This window comes from Bradyrhizobium arachidis, from assembly GCF_015291705.1.
Classification (GTDB): Bacteria; Pseudomonadota; Alphaproteobacteria; order Rhizobiales; family Xanthobacteraceae; genus Bradyrhizobium; species Bradyrhizobium arachidis.
The window spans coordinates 1,401,993-1,418,594 of sequence record NZ_CP030050.1; the positions used below are offsets into that span (position 1 = coordinate 1,401,993).

At 63.8% G+C, this 16,602-nt stretch carries 12 protein-coding genes; 11 read left to right on the forward strand and 1 reads right to left on the reverse strand.

Features of this window, described 5'->3' with window-relative positions; genetic code table 11:
- The first annotated feature begins 11 nt into the window (after nucleotides 1-11).
- The 9 genes from tolR to ftsH all read left to right on the forward strand — a co-directional run bounded on the left by tolR (nucleotide 12) and on the right by ftsH (nucleotide 11,726).
- A complete protein-coding gene (tolR, locus tag WN72_RS06885) occupies nucleotides 12-464 on the forward strand; it encodes a protein TolR (RefSeq protein WP_027561062.1) in 453 nt (150 codons plus the stop codon).
- A gap of 4 nt (nucleotides 465-468) precedes the next feature.
- The gene (locus WN72_RS06890; RefSeq protein ID WP_027561061.1) at nucleotides 469-1,428 is read left to right on the forward strand and encodes a hypothetical protein; all 960 of its coding nucleotides are present in this window, start codon (nucleotides 469-471) and stop codon (nucleotides 1,426-1,428) included.
- 41 nt (nucleotides 1,429-1,469) lie between these two features.
- On the forward strand, nucleotides 1,470-2,816 hold the full coding sequence (tolB, locus tag WN72_RS06895) for a Tol-Pal system beta propeller repeat protein TolB (RefSeq protein WP_167380888.1): 1,347 nt from the start codon (nucleotides 1,470-1,472) through the stop codon (nucleotides 2,814-2,816).
- Nucleotides 2,817-3,071: 255 nt separating this feature from the next.
- Nucleotides 3,072-5,408, forward strand: a complete 2,337-nt coding sequence (locus tag WN72_RS06900) for a putative bifunctional diguanylate cyclase/phosphodiesterase (RefSeq protein WP_027561059.1) — start codon at nucleotides 3,072-3,074, stop codon at nucleotides 5,406-5,408.
- A 177-nt stretch (nucleotides 5,409-5,585) separates the two neighbouring features.
- Complete coding sequence (locus WN72_RS06905) at nucleotides 5,586-6,317, forward strand: N-acyl amino acid synthase FeeM domain-containing protein (protein WP_027561058.1); 732 nt, start codon at nucleotides 5,586-5,588, stop codon at nucleotides 6,315-6,317.
- Nucleotides 6,318-6,617: 300 nt separating this feature from the next.
- Complete coding sequence (gene pal / locus WN72_RS06910; protein WP_027561057.1) at nucleotides 6,618-7,106, forward strand: peptidoglycan-associated lipoprotein Pal; 489 nt, start codon at nucleotides 6,618-6,620, stop codon at nucleotides 7,104-7,106.
- Nucleotides 7,107-7,294: 188 nt separating this feature from the next.
- Nucleotides 7,295-8,374, forward strand: coding sequence for a tol-pal system protein YbgF (gene ybgF, locus WN72_RS06915; RefSeq protein ID WP_167380883.1), 1,080 nt, complete (start codon nucleotides 7,295-7,297; stop codon nucleotides 8,372-8,374).
- 64 nt (nucleotides 8,375-8,438) lie between these two features.
- Nucleotides 8,439-9,509: a tRNA lysidine(34) synthetase TilS gene (gene tilS / locus WN72_RS06920; protein WP_092216864.1), complete on the forward strand. Its 1,071-nt coding sequence runs from the start codon at nucleotides 8,439-8,441 to the stop codon at nucleotides 9,507-9,509.
- Nucleotides 9,510-9,803: 294 nt separating this feature from the next.
- On the forward strand, nucleotides 9,804-11,726 hold the full coding sequence (ftsH, locus tag WN72_RS06925; RefSeq protein WP_027561054.1) for an ATP-dependent zinc metalloprotease FtsH: 1,923 nt from the start codon (nucleotides 9,804-9,806) through the stop codon (nucleotides 11,724-11,726).
- A 391-nt stretch (nucleotides 11,727-12,117) separates the two neighbouring features.
- Here ftsH and WN72_RS06930 read toward each other — a convergent pair whose 3' ends face one another.
- Entirely contained in the window at nucleotides 12,118-12,975 is an 858-nt protein-coding gene (locus WN72_RS06930) for an alpha/beta fold hydrolase (protein ID WP_092216863.1), read from the reverse strand.
- A gap of 372 nt (nucleotides 12,976-13,347) precedes the next feature.
- Here WN72_RS06930 and WN72_RS06935 point away from each other — a divergent pair, with 372 nt between their 5' ends.
- Together WN72_RS06935 and WN72_RS06940 are read left to right on the forward strand one after the other, a co-directional pair.
- Nucleotides 13,348-15,087, forward strand: a complete 1,740-nt coding sequence (locus WN72_RS06935; protein ID WP_092216862.1) for an adenylate/guanylate cyclase domain-containing protein — start codon at nucleotides 13,348-13,350, stop codon at nucleotides 15,085-15,087.
- A 285-nt stretch (nucleotides 15,088-15,372) separates the two neighbouring features.
- The gene (locus WN72_RS06940) at nucleotides 15,373-16,578 is read left to right on the forward strand and encodes an ABC transporter substrate-binding protein (RefSeq protein WP_092216861.1); all 1,206 of its coding nucleotides are present in this window, start codon (nucleotides 15,373-15,375) and stop codon (nucleotides 16,576-16,578) included.
- Nucleotides 16,579-16,602 lie beyond the last annotated feature (24 nt).

Genomic DNA, 16,602 nt, shown 5'->3' on the forward strand with positions numbered 1-16,602 from the left:
GGCACCAGACCATGGGCATGAACGTCGCGAGTTCGTCCGGCAGCGGTGGGCGCCGCAGCCGGCGCAAGCCGGTCATGGCCGAGATCAACGTCACCCCGATGGTCGACGTGATGCTGGTGCTGCTCATCATCTTCATGGTGTCGGCGCCACTGCTCACCGTCGGTGTGCCGCTCGATCTGCCGCAGACCCAGGCCAAGAGCCTCGAGCAGAACGACCAGAAGCCGATCCAGATGTCGGTCGACATCAAGGGCAAGGTGTTCATCAACGACCAGGAGATCGCGCTCAACGAGCTGGTGCCGAAGCTGAAGGCGATCACGGATGCGCGCGGCGGGCTCGAGGAGCGCATCTATCTGCGCGCCGACAAGAAGGCGGATTACGGCACGGTGGCCAAGGTGATGGGGCTGCTGTCGGGAGCCGGATTCAAGAAGCTGGCGCTCGTCACGGAAGCGGATCAGGGGTCCTAGGCCGGTGAAGGTGAAGGTCGACAAGACACTCGTTGCGTCGATTGCCCTCCATGTCCTCGTGCTGGGATGGGGCCTCGTCACCTTTAGCAGCAAGGCCTACATCGCGCCGGAAGAGTCGCTTCCGATCGATATCATCTCCACCGATCAGCTTGCCAAGATGATGGCGGGACAGAAGACCGGCAAGAAGGAAGAGCTGAAGCCCAAGGTCGAGAAGATCGCGGAAGCCAAGCCGGAAGAGGACGCCGTCGGCAAGGTCACCGAGAAGAAAGAGCTGATCAAGACCAACTCGACCCCCGATACGCCTCCGAAGCCTGTCGAGAAGCCGGTCGAGAAGAAACCCGATCCGCCCAAGCCCGTCGCCGAGACGAAGCCGAAGGAAGAGCCGAAGCCGCAGGAGAAGAAGCCTGATCCGGCCAAGGAAGATCCGATCGCCGAGCTCCAGAAGAAGCTGGAGACGAAGAAGCCGCCGCCGAAGCCCGTGGAGCAGAAGGTCGCGGCGGTGCAGCCGCAGCAGCAGCCGAAGCCCAAGGAGCGCACCTTCGATCCTGCGCAGATCCAGCGCGATCTCGACAAGCGCTCCGCGACCCGGCATGAGCTCGCCGGCTCCACGCTGAATGCATCGGCGTCGCTGGGAGCGGCGACCGGGACCGCCGCCAACAACGTCGCGACCTGGCGCGGTGCGTTCCAGGGTGCGGTCAAGCGCTGCTTCACACCCACCTATAACGGGCAGGATGCGGATCAGTACGAAGCCGACATCGACATTCCCATGAAGATCGACGGCTCGCTCGCGTCCGAGCCGATCGTCGTGGCGGTGAGGGGACCGTCGCGCTCGATCGCGCAGGCGGTGGCCGAGAGCGCCAAGCGCGCCATCGTGCAGTGCCAGGTCTATTCGTTCATGCCGAAGCAGCAATACGACAGCTGGAAGCTCATTCCGATGACTTTCGGCCTGAAAGACATGTTGTGACATCCGAACAAAAGAATTTTGCAATGAATGACGCCCGATCGATGAACCGCCGCCGCTTCATGACCCTGACCGGGTCGACGCTCGCGATGCTCGGGGGCGGACACGCCTTCGCGCAGAGCCAGCCGCGGCTGCGCATCGATCCCACCGAATTCCAGCCGATTCCGATCGCGATCTCCAATTTCGTGCCGGGCTCGCCGTCCGACGGCGACGTCGGCAACGGCGTGACGCAGGTCATCACCAACAACCTGAAGCGCTCGGGCCTGTTCGCGCCGATCGACCAGGCCGCTTTCATCGAGCGCATCAGCAACATCGACGTGGCGCCGCAATTCCAGAACTGGAAGACGATCAACGCGCAGGCCCTCGTCACCGGCCGCATGACGCGGCAGCCGGACGGCCGTCTCAAGGCCGAGTTCCGCCTCTGGGACGTCGTTTCCGGCCAGCAACTCACGGGGCAGCAATATTTCACCTCGCCGGAATATTGGCGCCGCATCGCCCACATCATCTCCGACCAGATCTACGAACGGATGACCGGCGAGAAGGGCTATTTCGACAGCCGCGTCGTGTTCGTCGACGAGACCGGCCCAAAGGAGCGCCGCGTCAAGCGGCTCGCCATGATGGACCAGGACGGCGCCAATGTGCGGTACCTCACCCGCGGCTCTGATCTCGTGCTGACGCCGCGTTTCTCGCCGAACTCGCAAGAGATTACCTACATGGAGTTCGGCCAGGGCGATCCGAAGGTCTATCTCTTCAACATCGAGACCGGCCAGCGTGAGATCGTCGGCAACTTCCCCGGCATGACGTTTGCGCCGCGCTTCTCCCCGGACGGCCAGCGCGTCATCATGAGCCTGCAGCAGGGTGGTAATTCCAACCTGTTTGTGATGGATCTGCGCTCGCGTTCGACCACGCGCCTCACCGACACGCCGGCGATCGACACGTCTCCGTCCTACTCGCCGGACGGCACCCGCATCTGCTTCGAATCCGATCGTGGCGGCAGGTCGCAGATCTATGTGATGGGTGCGGGCGGGGGACCGGCGCAGCGCATCTCCTTCTCCAAGGACGACACCAACGCCAGCTATTCGACGCCGGTGTGGTCGCCGAAGGGCGATTACATCGCCTTCACCCGGCAGGGCGGCGGACAGTTCTCGATCGGCGTCATGAAGCCGGATGGCAGCGGCGAGCGGCTGCTCACCTCCGGCTTCCACAACGAGGGTCCGACCTTCTCGCCGAACGGCCGCGTCTTGATGTTCTTCCGCGATCCCGGCGGCAATGCCGGACCGTCGCTGTACTCCGTCGACATTTCCGGCCGCAACGAGCTGAAGGTGCCGACGCCGGGCTTCGCCTCCGATCCGGCGTGGTCGCCGCTGCTGTCCTCGACCGCCGGCCAATGAGGATACGCGGCTAAGACATCGCGCGTTCAGACGCGCGATGTTTTCGAAAAAAAGCGCCGATTTTTTCGCGTCGCCCGCGCAAGGCAAGTGTTCCTTTACCTTGTGCTCGGCAACGCTTGCCTAGCTGCTTGATATATAAGCGGAAATAGATTCGTTATTGCCGAAAAACAACTCGACTTTAACGATGTTCCCTCAGAAAGACTTCATCTGGTCTGGGTAAAAGTACGCGTCAAACAGGACGCGCGTACAAACCAGATGCAGTTCGCAAGCCAGACCGGAGAACCCGATCGGGGACAGGCCGCGCCGAAGGCGTCGACCGCGCAGATCGATTCTCTCTTCGAGGCCCCCGGTCCGCTGCTTGCCGGAATCATCTTCGTGGCCATCGGAGCGGCCATCACCGCACTGAGAACCGGGCAGCTCCTGACCTGGGCAACCCTGGGCCTGATCATACTGGCCGGAGCGATCCGCCTGTTCGATCTGTGGCGATTTTTGCCTCGCAAATCGAGCCTGACCCCCGAAGAAGCTGCGCTCTGGCAGAAGCGCTATCTGGTCGGCGCGGTGATCCAGGCTGCTGCGATTGGAACGTGGTGCGCCCTCGCCCTGGTGAGCACCGACGACGCCGTCGTCCACATGATCGCGCTGTCCATCACCACAGGGATTGTCGGCGGGGGTGCGGGGAGGGCTTACGGCCGTCCGTCGATCTACCATCTGCAGGCTGCGCTCATGTTCGCGCCGGCGGTCGTGGCGCTGGCATGGCACGCCACGCCCTATTACGTGGCGATGTCGATCGTGAGCGCCGCATTCCTGCTGGCGATCATGCAGCTCTCCGCCAATCTGCACAAAATCTTCATGCGGGCGGTCGTGGCGCGCGAACGCGAGGCGGCACTCGCCGGCCAGTTCGACACCGCGCTGAACAACATGCCGCACGGCCTGTGCATGTTCGGCGTCGACCGGCAGCTCGCGGTGATGAATCACCGGTTCGGCGAAATGCTGGACCTGCCCGACACGCTCGTTCGCAGCGGCGTCAGCGCGCGCGACATCGTGGCGGCGTGCGTCTCCTCCGGCTCCATCTCGGCTGCGAGCGGCGAGACGATCGTCGCCGAGATCGAGAGTTCGCGGGCGAAGGAGATCGTGACCGTCGATCCCGACGCGCAGAGAAACCGGTCGTTGTCCTGGACCGTCCAGCCGATGGCCGATGGAGGCGCGGTGGTGCTGCTCGAGGACGTCACCGAGCGGCGCAACGCCGAGGCCAAGATCACCCATCTCGCCCGCTACGACGAGCTGACGGCGCTTCCCAACCGCGTCCATTTCCGCAACGAGATCGAATGCCTGCTGGCGGCCTCGCATTCGGCCGAGCGTCTGTCGGCGCTGCTGTTCATCGATCTCGACCAGTTCAAGCAGGTCAACGACACGCTCGGCCATCCCTGCGGCGACCAGCTGCTCTGCGCGGTCGCCAATCGCCTGCGCGAGATGCTGCGGCCGGAGGATTTCGTCGCGCGCTTCGGCGGCGACGAGTTCGTCGTGTTCCAGCAGAACCTCACTGCGCCGGAGGATGCCGCTGCCCTCGCGCGCCGCATCGTCGAACGCCTGAGCGAGCGCTACCGCATCGACAATCATCTGGTCGAGATCGGCGCGAGCGTCGGCATCGCGCTGACCTCGCCGGAAGGCGCGAGTGCCGATACGCTCTTGAAGAACGCCGACATGGCGCTCTACCGAGCCAAGGCCGACGGCCGCGGCACCTTCTGCTTCTTCCGCGACGAGATGGCGGCCACCGTCGAGGCGCGCCGTATCCTCGAGCTCGACCTGCGCAAGGCGCTCGCCAACGAGGAGTTCGAGCTGTTCTACCAGCCGCTGGTCAACCTCAAGTCCGGCAAGATCACCACCTGCGAGGCGCTGCTGCGCTGGAATCATCCGGTGCGCGGCACGGTCTCGCCGGTCGACATCATCCCGGTCGCCGAGGACATGGGACTGATCGTCGATCTCGGCCGCTGGATCCTGCGCCGCGCCTGCATGGAATGCATGAAGTGGCCGGACGGCGTCAGCGTCGCCGTCAACTTCTCGCCGCAGCAATTCCACCAGCGCGACGTGCTGAGCGAGATCCGCTATGCGCTGGAGGTCTCAGGCCTGCCGGCGCATCGTCTCGAGATCGAGATCACCGAATCGTCACTGCTGCGCAACACCCAGCTCACCCACGACATCCTGTCGCAATTGCATGCGCTCGGCGTGCGCATCTCGCTCGATGATTTCGGCACCGGCTATTCCAGCCTCAGCTACCTGCACAATTTCCCGATGCAGAAGGTCAAGATCGACCGCTCCTTCCTGGAAGGGATCGACACCGATCGTCCGCTGACGCTGCTGCGCGGCGTGGCGCGGCTGTCCGCCGATCTCGGCATGTCGGTCGTGGTCGAGGGCATCGAGACCAACGAGCAGCTCGAGCTGATCAGCGCCGACGGCACCGTCTCCGAAGGGCAGGGCTACCTGTTCAGCCGGCCCGTGCCGGCGATCCGGATACGTCAGCTGCTCGACGCCTCGCATGGCCGCCGCATCGCGGACGCGCAGATCGTTTCGATCTCCTCGCGCTCCTTCGCCTAGCGGCGCGCGCAGCCCTCCTGTTTTCTCCTGTGTTTCCAGTATGTTTCTGGCACTCCCCCGGAGTCTTGCGGGGCCTGGAAGTTAACCGTAAAGGCCCGAATCCTTTGCAATTTTATTAAGGACTCATTAATCTTCCCCTGCACTCGCGGAAGTTGCTTGCAGTGTCGGGAGTACCAGATGAAGTCAGGAGCCGAACCGCGAGCACCGCAGGACATGCGGGGGGCAGGGCTGTTCGACCGGGTCGACTACCGCCTCATCGAGACTCCCGAGGAACGAGAGGCCCTCTACGAGATGCGCTACCGGGCCTATCTGCACGGCGGATTGATCTCGCCGTCGGCCTCGCAGCGGATCGTCGACGTCTACGATGAATCGCCCAATGCCTGGATTTTCGGCATCTATCTCGACGGCGAACTCTGTAGCTCTCTTCGCCTTCACGTCCTGACGTCTGAGCAGCGGATGTCCTACACATCCGAATTGTTCGGCGACGTTCTTCACCCTCGGCTCGATCGCGGCGAGGTTTTCGTCGATCCGGCGCGGTTTGCCGCGGACCCCGAAAAGAGCCAGCGCTTTCACGAACTGCCCTACCTGACGTTGCGGCTGGCTTATCTGGCCTGCGATCATTTCAAGGCCGATCTTGGCCTGGCGATGGTGCGGACGGACCACCAGGCGTTCTATCGCCGCGTCTTCCTGCACGAGACCCTCACGGAGCCGCGGCCGTTTCCGGGCTGGCATTCGCGCCAGGTGGTCCTGATGGCCTCGGATTTCGCGACGCTCCGCGAGCGGGTCCTGACCCGCTTTCCGATCATGCGCTCGAGCGCTTTCGAGCGCCGGATGCTGTTCGACCGTGTCAGCCAGCGCCAGGCTGTGTCCCGGCCGATGCTGGTTTCAGCGCCGCTCAGTCCGGCTTGAGCCGTGTCCCCGGGCTGACCCGGGGGTCTTCACGGCATCCGGGGGTCTTCACGGAATTAAGTGGCCGCGTGGCCTCTGTTGTCCAAAATTCCAGCAAAACCCGGCATTTTGCTTGCCGGCGCGGCTTGCCTTCACCCTCGCGCCACATTTACAAACCATTAACCATGATGGGTGCTTTTCGCTGGTTGGGGGCATTTGACCGTGTGAAGCAAGGTTCCGTCAAGGTTGACGGAACGTTCGCTTAACCAACCCCCTGTAGACCGGACAGCAGTGGACGAACGTGAGCGTGGAGGCTCCGGAATGAACTATCCTATGCGTATCCTCCAGGGATTGAAGCTGGCCGCAGTGGTGGCAATCGCGCTGTCGATGGGCGCCTGCGCCAACAAGAACGCGGCTATGGACGCCAATGGAAGCGCGGCGACGCCGGGCAGCCAGCAGGACTTCGTCGTCAATGTCGGCGACCGCGTGTTCTTCGAGAGCGACCAGACCGATCTGACCCCGCAGGCGATCGTGACCCTGGAGAAGCAGGCGCAGTGGCTGCAGACCTATCCGCGCTACTCCTTCACCATCGAGGGCCATGCCGACGAGCGCGGCACCCGCGAATACAACATCGCCCTCGGCGCCCGGCGCGCCCAGTCGGTGCGCTCGTTCCTCGCCTCGCGCGGCATCGATCCGAACCGCATGCGCACGATCTCCTACGGCAAGGAGCGGCCCGTCGCCGTCTGTAACGACATCTCCTGCTGGTCGCAGAACCGGCGCGCCGTCACCGTGCTGAACGCGAGCTCGTAACGCGTCCAGTCAGCTGCCGTTCAGCTTCAGAATTGGATGATCCGGCGCCCTCGCGGGCGCCGGTTTCGTTTCAGCGATCTGTGACAGAAACCCCTTTGTGGCAGTCACATTTTTGGCGTACTCCACTTCAATGTGTGGCGCGTCGAAGGTTCCGTCGCAGGCCATTTCGCTTTCGTCGTCAGGGCAAGATGTCATCCAGATTTAAGGTTCTTACCGGCACTGCGGCGATCGCCGCGCTGCTCTCCTTGTGCTCGCCCGTGGTCTTGAGCTCGCCTGTCCTGGCGCAGTCGATCATGGCGCAGTCGGATGACGATCCCGAGATGCGGATCGAGCGGCTGGAGAACCAGCTGCGCCAGCTCACCGGCCAGAACGAAGAGCTGCAATATCGCAACCGCCAGCTCGAAGAGCGCCTGCGTGCGCTCGAAGGCGGCGCGCAAGCCGCCCCCGGACAGGCGCCGGTCCAGCCCAATATCTCCGCCGCGCCGCCCGCGCAGATCGCTCCTCCTGCCTATCGTCAGCAGCAGCAGGCGGCGCAGCCCAAGTACGAGCAGCCGCAGAGCGCTGCGCCCGCGCCGATCGTTCAGGAGCAGCCGGCGCCCGGCGCCCCCGGCACGCGCCGCCGCGGCGATGCCTTCGACCCCAACCAGAACCCGAGCGCGCCCGGTGCGCCGCGCGCGCTCGGCGGCGGCCAGCAGCCGATGCCGGCAACCGGTCAGGTCGGCGCCCCCGGCGGCCGCAACGCCGGCGAGCCGATCGATCTCGCCAACACCAGCCCGCGCTACCAGCAGGGCGTGCCGCCGGCCGCACAGCCCGGCTATCCCCCGGCGCAACAGGGCTATCCTGCGCCATCAGGCGGCGCAGGCTTGACCACACTGCCGCCCTCGGCAACGCCGCGCGACGAGTTCGACCTCGGCATCGGCTACATGCAGCGCAAGGACTACGCGCTCGCCGAGCAGACCATGAAGAATTTTGCGCAGAAATATCCGAGCGACCCGCTGCTCGGCGATGCGCAATACTGGCTCGGCGAGAGCTATTACCAGCGCCAGCAATATCGGGACTCCGCGGAGGCCTTCCTCGCCGTCACCACCAAATACGACAAGTCGGCCAAGGCGCCCGATGCACTGCTGCGGCTCGGCCAGTCGCTCGCGGCGCTGAAGGAGAAGGAAGCCGCCTGCGCCGCCTTCGGCGAGGTCGGCCGCAAATATCCGCGCGCCTCGGCCGGCGTCAAAGCCGCGGTCGATCGCGAGCAGAAGCGGGTGAAGTGCTGATCCGCTGACAAAGCGGATGGCATTGCGCTAAACAGTCGATCCATCCGCGGACGATTGCAGCGTCATGTCAGACGACGACAATTCACCGATCTCGGCGCGCGAGGCGAAGCAGCTCTTCGCCGGGCTGAAGAGCGCACCCGCGCTGGTGCTCGCGGTTTCCGGCGGCCCTGACTCCGTTGCGCTGATGTGGCTCGCGGCGCGCTGGCGGCGCAGCTTTTCGCGCGCTCCTCGTCTCCTTGTCGTCACCGTCGATCACGGCCTGCGTCCGGAAGCCGCGCGCGAGGCGCGCGAGGTCAAGCGGCTCGCGGCCGAGCTCGGCCTGCCGCACCGGACCCTGCGCTGGCGCGGCGAAAAGCCGAAGACGGGACTGCCCGCGGCGGCGCGCGAGGCCCGCTACCGCCTCCTCGCCGAGACCGCGCGCAAGGCCGGCGCGAGCCATGTGCTGACCGCCCACACCCGTGACGACCAGGCCGAGACTTTGCTGATGCGGATGCTGCGCGGCAGCGGATTGGCCGGATTGTCGGCGATGGCGCGTCTGTCGACGCGCGACGGCGTCGTGCTGGCCCGCCCGCTGCTCGACGTTCCGAAGTCGCAGCTGGTCGCGACGTTGCGGCGGGCGAAGATCGGCTTCGCCGACGATCCCACCAACCGCGATGCGAATTTCACCCGGCCGCGGCTGCGTGCGCTGCTGCCGCAGCTCGCGGCCGAGGGCGGCGATGCCCGCAGCCTGGCGCGGCTTGCGAGCCGGCTCGCCCGCGCCAATGCGGCGGTCGAGGTGCTGGCCGACGGCGCCGAGCGCTTCCTTCGGCTGCGGGATCGCGGCGATGCGTCGCAGGCAGCTGGCCGAAGCTTCGAGGCTTCGGCCTTTGCCTTGCTTCCGGAGGAAGTCCGGCTGCGGCTCCTGCTGCGGGCCATCGACGCGCTCGGCCACGAAGGGCCGGCGGAACTCGGCAAGGTCGAAACCCTCCTGGCCGCGCTCGATCGGGCCATCGCCGCTGATCGGCCGGCAAGCCGCCGTGCACCCGCAAATGGCCGTGCGATCCTGAAGCAGACCCTTGCGGGAGCCTTGATCAGCCTTGCCGGGGGGCGTATCCACATCGCGCCGGCGCCGGCCCGGCGGTCCAAAGGCCGGTGAGAGCGGATCATGACACCGGCCGTTTCCCGCCGTACCGCGTCAGGACACCTTAACCAGGCAGGAAAAACCCCGGCCAGCTCGCCATTATTTCAGCGGGAATCGCTCTAAGATGGGATAAATAGTCCCATCTCGTTCCCTTGGCAGCGACGGGGGCGGCACCTAAATTGTATACGTCTAACGATGGGGATTCCTTGGGGATTTCCTCGCATTGCCCACGGTAACTGGGCCAGATAAATGGGCAAATAGCTCCCGAAGGATCAGGGCCGCGATCCGCGCGACCACGAAGGAAGATCGATGAACGCCAATCTGCGCAATTTCGCCCTCTGGGTCATCATTGTCTTGCTGCTATTGGCGTTGTTCACGCTCTTCCAGAATCCGGGTCAGCGCGCCTCCTCGCAGGATATCGCCTTCTCCCAGCTCTTGAGCGAAGTTGACCGCGGCAATGTGCGCGACGTCGTGATCCAGGGGCCGGAGATTCACGGCACCTTCACCAATGGCTCAAGCTTCCAGACCTATGCGCCGAGCGACCCGACGCTGGTGAAGCGCCTCTATGACAGCAAGGTCCAGATCACCGCGAAGCCGCCCGGCGACAACGTGCCGTGGTTCGTCTCGCTGCTGGTCTCCTGGCTGCCCTTCATCGCGCTGATCGGTGTCTGGATATTCCTGTCGCGGCAGATGCAGGGCGGCGCCGGCAAGGCGATGGGCTTCGGCAAGTCGCGCGCCAAGATGCTGACCGAAGCGCATGGCCGCGTCACCTTCGAGGACGTCGCCGGCGTCGACGAGGCCAAGCAGGACCTCCAGGAGATCGTCGAATTCCTGCGCGACCCCGGCAAATTCCAGCGCCTCGGCGGCCGCATTCCGCGCGGCGTGCTGCTGGTCGGCCCTCCCGGCACCGGTAAGACCCTGATCGCGCGCGCGGTCGCGGGCGAAGCCAACGTGCCGTTCTTCACCATTTCGGGTTCGGACTTCGTCGAGATGTTCGTCGGCGTCGGCGCCAGCCGCGTCCGCGACATGTTCGAGCAGGCCAAGAAGAATGCGCCCTGCATCATCTTCATCGACGAAATCGACGCGGTCGGTCGTCACCGTGGCGCCGGTCTCGGCGGCGGCAATGACGAGCGCGAGCAGACGCTGAACCAGCTGCTGGTCGAGATGGACGGCTTCGAGGCGAACGAGGGCGTGATCCTGATCGCCGCGACCAACCGCCCGGACGTGCTCGATCCCGCGCTGCTGCGTCCGGGCCGCTTCGACCGTCAGGTCGTGGTGCCCAATCCCGACGTCGTCGGCCGCGAGCAGATCCTCAAGGTTCACGTCCGCAAGGTGCCGCTGGCCCCGGATATCAACCTCAAGACCATCGCGCGCGGCACCCCGGGCTTCTCCGGCGCCGACCTGATGAACCTCGTCAACGAGGCCGCCTTGACCGCCGCCCGCCGCAACAAGCGGATGGTGACGCAGGCCGAGTTCGAAGAGGCAAAAGACAAGGTCATGATGGGCGCCGAGCGCAAGTCGCTCGTCATGACCGAGGAAGAGAAGCTGCTGACGGCCTATCACGAGGGCGGCCACGCCATCGTCGGCCTCAACGTGCCGGCGACCGATCCGATCCACAAGGCGACCATCATCCCGCGCGGCCGTGCGCTCGGCATGGTCATGCAGCTGCCGGAGCGCGACAAGCTGTCGATGTCGCTGGAGCAGATGACCTCGCGCCTCGCCATCATGATGGGCGGCCGCGTCGCCGAAGAGCTGATCTTCGGCCGCGAGAAGGTGACGTCCGGCGCTGCCTCCGACATCGAGCAGGCCACGCGCCTTGCCCGCATGATGGTGACGCGCTGGGGCCTGTCCGAAGAGCTCGGCACCGTCTCCTATGGCGAGAACCAGGACGAGGTGTTCTTGGGCATGTCGGTGTCGCGGACGCAGAACGCTTCTGAAGCCACGGTCCAGAAGATCGACTCCGAGATCAAGCGCCTGGTCGAGGAAGGCTACAAGGAAGCGACCCGCATCCTCACCGAGAAGCACGCCGACCTCGAAGCCCTGGCCAAGGGCCTGCTCGAGTTCGAGACGCTGACCGGCGACGAGATCGTCGACCTGCTCAAGGGCAAGAAGCCGAACCGCGAGTCCGTGCTCGAACCGACCACGCCGCGCGCCTCCGCCGTGCCCCCGGCCGGCAAGTCGCGTCCGCGCCCCGATCCGGATCCCGGCTTGGAGCCGCAGCCGCAGGCCTGACCGCAGGCGGCCAATCGAATTGAAAAACGCGGCGGCAACGCCGCGTTTTTTTATTGCCGGTGTTGACGCAGTTGCGCCCGAAACTCAGGTCTCGTGCCCCGGATGCGGTGCGGCGCGAAGTGCCGCTCCGCAGAGCCGGGGCCCTTGTCTCTGCATCCTGCCGTGTCGCTTTCTGGGTCCCGGCTCTGCGCAGCAGCGTTGCACGCTGCAGCGCGTCCGGGACACGGGAGTGTGCCGCGCCGTCACCACGAACTCCGTCATTGATGCAGTTGCGCTCGCAACAACAACAGCCTCGTAGGGTGGGCAAAGGCGCGCAGCGCCGTGCCCACGATCTCTCGCAGTCACAACGGAAGTGGTGGGCACGCTTGCGCTTTGCCCACCCTACGACATTTCACTTCGGCGCGGCATCTCGGCGCCCGAGAAACCGCAACACATCGTCACTGAACTGCTCTGGATCCTGCAGGAACGAGAAGTGACTGACCTCCGGCTGGATCAAGAGGCCGGCGCCCGGAATGTTCGCCGCCATGAACTCGGTGTTCTCGCGCTTGATCGCCTCGTCGTGGTCGCCGTCGACGATCCAGGTCGGGACCTTGATCGCCGCGAGGTCCGAGGCCGTCCATTTCGGCTGGCTCTCCCACATTTTCGTAATCTCCGCGACGAAGCTCTTGTACTCCGTCGGCGTCGGCGAGAGGCGCTTGTACTCTTCGCCGGCCCGCGCGATGTAGGCGTTGAAGACGTCGTTCGAGGCGATGTCCGCAACGCCTGACGGATCGGAGTTCGCCGCGAAGGCGAACAGTCTGCTCACCCGCTCCGGATGCTTCATCGCGATGTCGAGGCCGATGATGGCGCCGTCGCTCCAGCCGACGATCGCGGCCTTCTTGATCTTGAGGTGGTCGAGCAGGGCGACCACGTCCGAGGCCATCAGGTCGTAGCCATAGGGCTCTTGGTTGCGGCTGCTGCGCCCATGCCCGCGGCTGTCCATGACGATGACCTGATAGCGGCCTTGCAGCGCGCGCACCTGGTGGCCCCAGTAACTGGCGTTGGCGAGGCCGCCGTGCAGCAGGACGACGGGCTCACCGCGGCCGAACATGGCGTACCAGATCTTCACCCCGTTGACGGGCGCGAGGCCGCTCTGCGCCGCCTTCGGCAAGGTCGGCGTCGGCGGCAGGTTCAGCCATCGCGGCGCCGCATGCGCCGCGCCGAGCGAGATCGTGACGAGAAGCGCGGCGAAGAGATTGCGAAGCAGCATGATGTGTATTCCTGTTCGACCATTGCATTACCGCATGGCAGAACGGGCGGGTCACCTCTTAAGATGTTACAGATGTAGCAAGACGCAAGGTAGGCACGCTTGCGCTTTGCCCCCTGCGGTCCTTTGTGAGCGTGATTTGCTCGCGCGGATCGTTCGGTGCCCCCATCGCGGCGAGTGCAGTTCCCGTCCGCTACGGCCAAGGAGCGGCACATTAACTCGCTCGAACATGTCGCCTTGTGGGCCAGAAGCCAACGATCGGCCGTGCGTCGCTAGGGGCCGGTTGTGATCCGAGGCGGACGGTGCACATGGCCAGACATTGGCGCACGTGCTATAATCCAGGTATTCAATTTCCCCGAGCCCCCGGGGTGCATCTTGAGCAGCGAGCACATTGAGCGGCGACTGGCGGCTATTCTGGCGGCGGATGTCGTGGGCTCTTGTCGCTTAATGGGGAGCGACGAAGAAGGCACACTGGCGCAGCTTCAAGCTCTTGGAAGGACGCTTGTCGACCCCAAAATCTCGGAGCATCACGGACGTATCGTCAAGAATACTGGAGACGGGGCCCTTGTTGAGTTTGCAAGCCCTGTCGACGCCGTGCGATGTGCCGACGAAATCCAACGTTGTATGGCTGAGCAGGCCGCCAACGTGCCGCAGGATAGGCGGATCGAATTTCGCATCGGTATTCACGTCGGTGATATTATCATCGGAGATGATGATATCTTTGGCGACGGGGTCAACATCGCCGTACGCCTCGAAACCCTCGCCGAGCCTGGCGGCATCGTCGTCTCTCACACCGCCTATGACTATGTCAGGAACAAGGTCAAGGTTGGGTTCGACGATATCGGCGCTCATGCCCTGAAGAATATCGCCGAGCCTGTGCATGCCTACCGCGTCAGTGGCACGCCAACGATCGCGATGACGGTAGATCGCGCCGTAACCGAAAAGCCCTCGATCGCCGTATTGCCTTTCGACAACATGAGCAGTGGCGAAGACCAGCAATATTTCGGTGACGGTATCAGCGATGACATTATTATCGAGCTGTCGCGTTTCCGACAATTGCGTGTGCTGGCGCGCAATTCCTCCTTCCAATTTCGCGGGCCAAACGTCGATGTCGGTCGCGTCGGCCGAGAACTAGGTATTCAATATGTATTAGAAGGTAGCGTCCGGCGGCTTGGAGATCGCATTCGCATCACCGCCCAGCTCATTGACGCGTCATCCGGGCACCATATCTGGGCGGATCGATTTGATCGGCCCCTGGAAGAGCTGTTCGACGTCCAGGATCGGGTCGTTCGGACAATCGTTGGTACCCTCGTAGGACGGTTGCAAGCCGACCGTGCTGATCGTGCAAAACGCAAGCCACCAACTAGCCTGGCCGCATATGAGTGTGTGCTGCGCGGCGATGCCTTGCCAGTGTACGACGCTGCTAATGAGGCTGAAGCGCGGCGCCTGCTCAAGCGCGCCATAGAACTCGATCCAGAGTACGCAAAACCTCATGCGTTGCTCGCGTTTGCGTTCTGTCGCGAATGGTATTTGGACTTGAGTGGTTCATCCGATACAGCGTTGAACCAAGCGTTAGCGTCGGCCAAGAGAGCCGTCGAGCTCGATGATGGCCAGGAAGTGTGTTTGGCAGCCTTGGGTTGGGTACTCATGCATCGCCGTTCGTACGACCTTGCTGAGTACCATTATGCACGGGCGCTCGCGCTGAACCCAAACAACCCTACGGTCCGAGCGAATCTAGGCGACCTGTATCTCCGCCTCGGAGATCCCGTAAAGTGCCTGGAGTACTTCAAAGAAGCGAAGGTTATCGATCCCTTCTTTGCTCCGAAATGGTATTGGGGACCGGTGGGCAGGGCGTACTTCATGACACATCAGTATGATGATGCCATCGCGGCTTTCGCTCGTTATCCGAGTACAAGGTTTTGGGGGCCTGCGCACTTGGCGGCTTGCTATGCTTTGACCGGCAATAAGAGCCGATCCAATCATTATGCCGCTGAAGTCCTTCGTCTCATGCCTGAGTTCTCAATTTCGCGCTTTGTGCCAAAGGAGCTGTATAGGCTTTCAAGCGATTGCAAACATCTGACGGACGCGCTTCGCAAGGCTGGGCTGCCGGAATGATGTCGCATCTACTGCATTGCTCCCGGACTCGTCGGCTTCTGGTCACAGGATGAAGGCCGTAGGGTGGGCAAAGGCGCGCACGCGCCGTGCCCACCACTCCTACGCCGTGCGCGCGATGGTGGGCACGCGTCTGCCTTCGCTCTTCGAGCTACGGCGAGACAAGTCGCTTTGCCCACCCTACGATAGCCGTCACTGATAATGATTGGAGTTCGCCGCAATGTCATGGCATGCTCCCTTCAAATAAAGGTGCGGCGTAATCGCACCAACAAAGGGGAGGGGAAGCCGATGCGCTTTGCGAGGGCATTGGGCGTGCTTGGCGCCGTTTCAATTGTAACATTGCCTGCCGCTTCCATCGCTGCCGAGATGCGAGGCGTCACCGCAACCGAGATCAGGATTGGCCAGACCATGCCCTATAGCGGGCCGGTGTCGGCGTTCGGCGCGCTCGGCAAGGGCGAGGTCGGCTATTTCAAGATGCTGAACGAGAAGGGCGGCATCAACGGCCGCAAGGTCAACCTGATCTCGCTCGACGACAGCTACGCGCCGCCGAAATCGGTCGAGCAGACCCGCAGGCTGGTCGAGAGCGACGAGGTCGCGCTGATCTTCTCCTCGATCGGCACCGCCCATAACACGGCGATCGCAAAGTATCTGCAGAGCAAAAACGTACCGCAGCTGTTCATCGGCTCCGGCGCCTCGAAATTCGCCGATATCGCGCAATATCCGCAGGCGACGATGGGTGTGCAGGCGCCGTTCCGCTACGAGGCACGGCTCTATGCGCGCTATGCGCTGGCGAAGAATCCCAACGCAAAATTCGCCGTGATCTCGCAGAACGACGATTACGGCCGCGATTATCTCGCTGGCCTCAAGGACGTGCTCGGCGAGAAATACGATTCCGTCGTCACCAATGCCACCTACGAGATCCAGGATCCGACCATCGACTCGCAGATCGTCAAGCTGAAGGCCTCAGGCGCGGACGTGTTCGTGATCGCGGCGACGCCGAAATTCGCCGCGCAAGCCATCAGAAAATCCTTCGAGATCGGCTGGCGTCCGATGACGTTCCTCTCCAACGTCGCGGTATGGGTCTCGACGGTGATGGAGCCCGCAGGGCTGGAGGCCGGCACCGGCATTCTCTCCACCGCCTACGTCAAGGACCCCGACGATCCCGCCTGGAAGGATGATCCCGGCGTCAAGGGCTGGCGCGAGTTCATGACGAAGTATGTGCCCGAGGCCGATCAGCACGACACCAACTACGTCAATTCCTACAACAGCGCGATGGCGCTGGAGGCGGTGCTGAAGGCCTGCGGCGACGACCTCTCGACCGAGAACATCCTGAAGCAGGCCTATGCGATTCGTGATCTCGAACTGCCGATGTTGCTGCCCGGCATCAAGGTCAACACCAGCCCGATCGATCACGTCCCGGTCGACCAGATGCAGTTCATGCGCTTCAACGGCAAGAGCTGGGAGCGTTTTGGCGAACTGCAGACGGGGAATTGATTCCGCGTTGGCGCGCAACGCGGA

Bases quoted from the DNA above. Each gene is read 5' to 3' on its own strand.
- pal (WP_027561057.1), top strand. From the start codon at position 6,618: ATGAACTATCCTATGCGTATCCTCCAGGGATTGAAGCTGGCCGCAGTG.
- tolR (WP_027561062.1), top strand. From the start codon at position 12: ATGGGCATGAACGTCGCGAGTTCGTCCGGCAGCGGTGGGCGCCGCAGC.
- WN72_RS06905 (WP_027561058.1), top strand. From the start codon at position 5,586: ATGAAGTCAGGAGCCGAACCGCGAGCACCGCAGGACATGCGGGGGGCA.
- tolB (WP_167380888.1), top strand. From the start codon at position 1,470: ATGAACCGCCGCCGCTTCATGACCCTGACCGGGTCGACGCTCGCGATG.
- ybgF (WP_167380883.1), top strand. From the start codon at position 7,295: ATGTCATCCAGATTTAAGGTTCTTACCGGCACTGCGGCGATCGCCGCG.
- WN72_RS06940 (WP_092216861.1), top strand. From the start codon at position 15,373: ATGCGCTTTGCGAGGGCATTGGGCGTGCTTGGCGCCGTTTCAATTGTA.
- WN72_RS06930 (WP_092216863.1), bottom strand. From the start codon at position 12,975: ATGCTGCTTCGCAATCTCTTCGCCGCGCTTCTCGTCACGATCTCGCTC.
- tilS (WP_092216864.1), top strand. From the start codon at position 8,439: ATGTCAGACGACGACAATTCACCGATCTCGGCGCGCGAGGCGAAGCAG.
- WN72_RS06900 (WP_027561059.1), top strand. From the start codon at position 3,072: ATGCAGTTCGCAAGCCAGACCGGAGAACCCGATCGGGGACAGGCCGCG.
- ftsH (WP_027561054.1), top strand. From the start codon at position 9,804: ATGAACGCCAATCTGCGCAATTTCGCCCTCTGGGTCATCATTGTCTTG.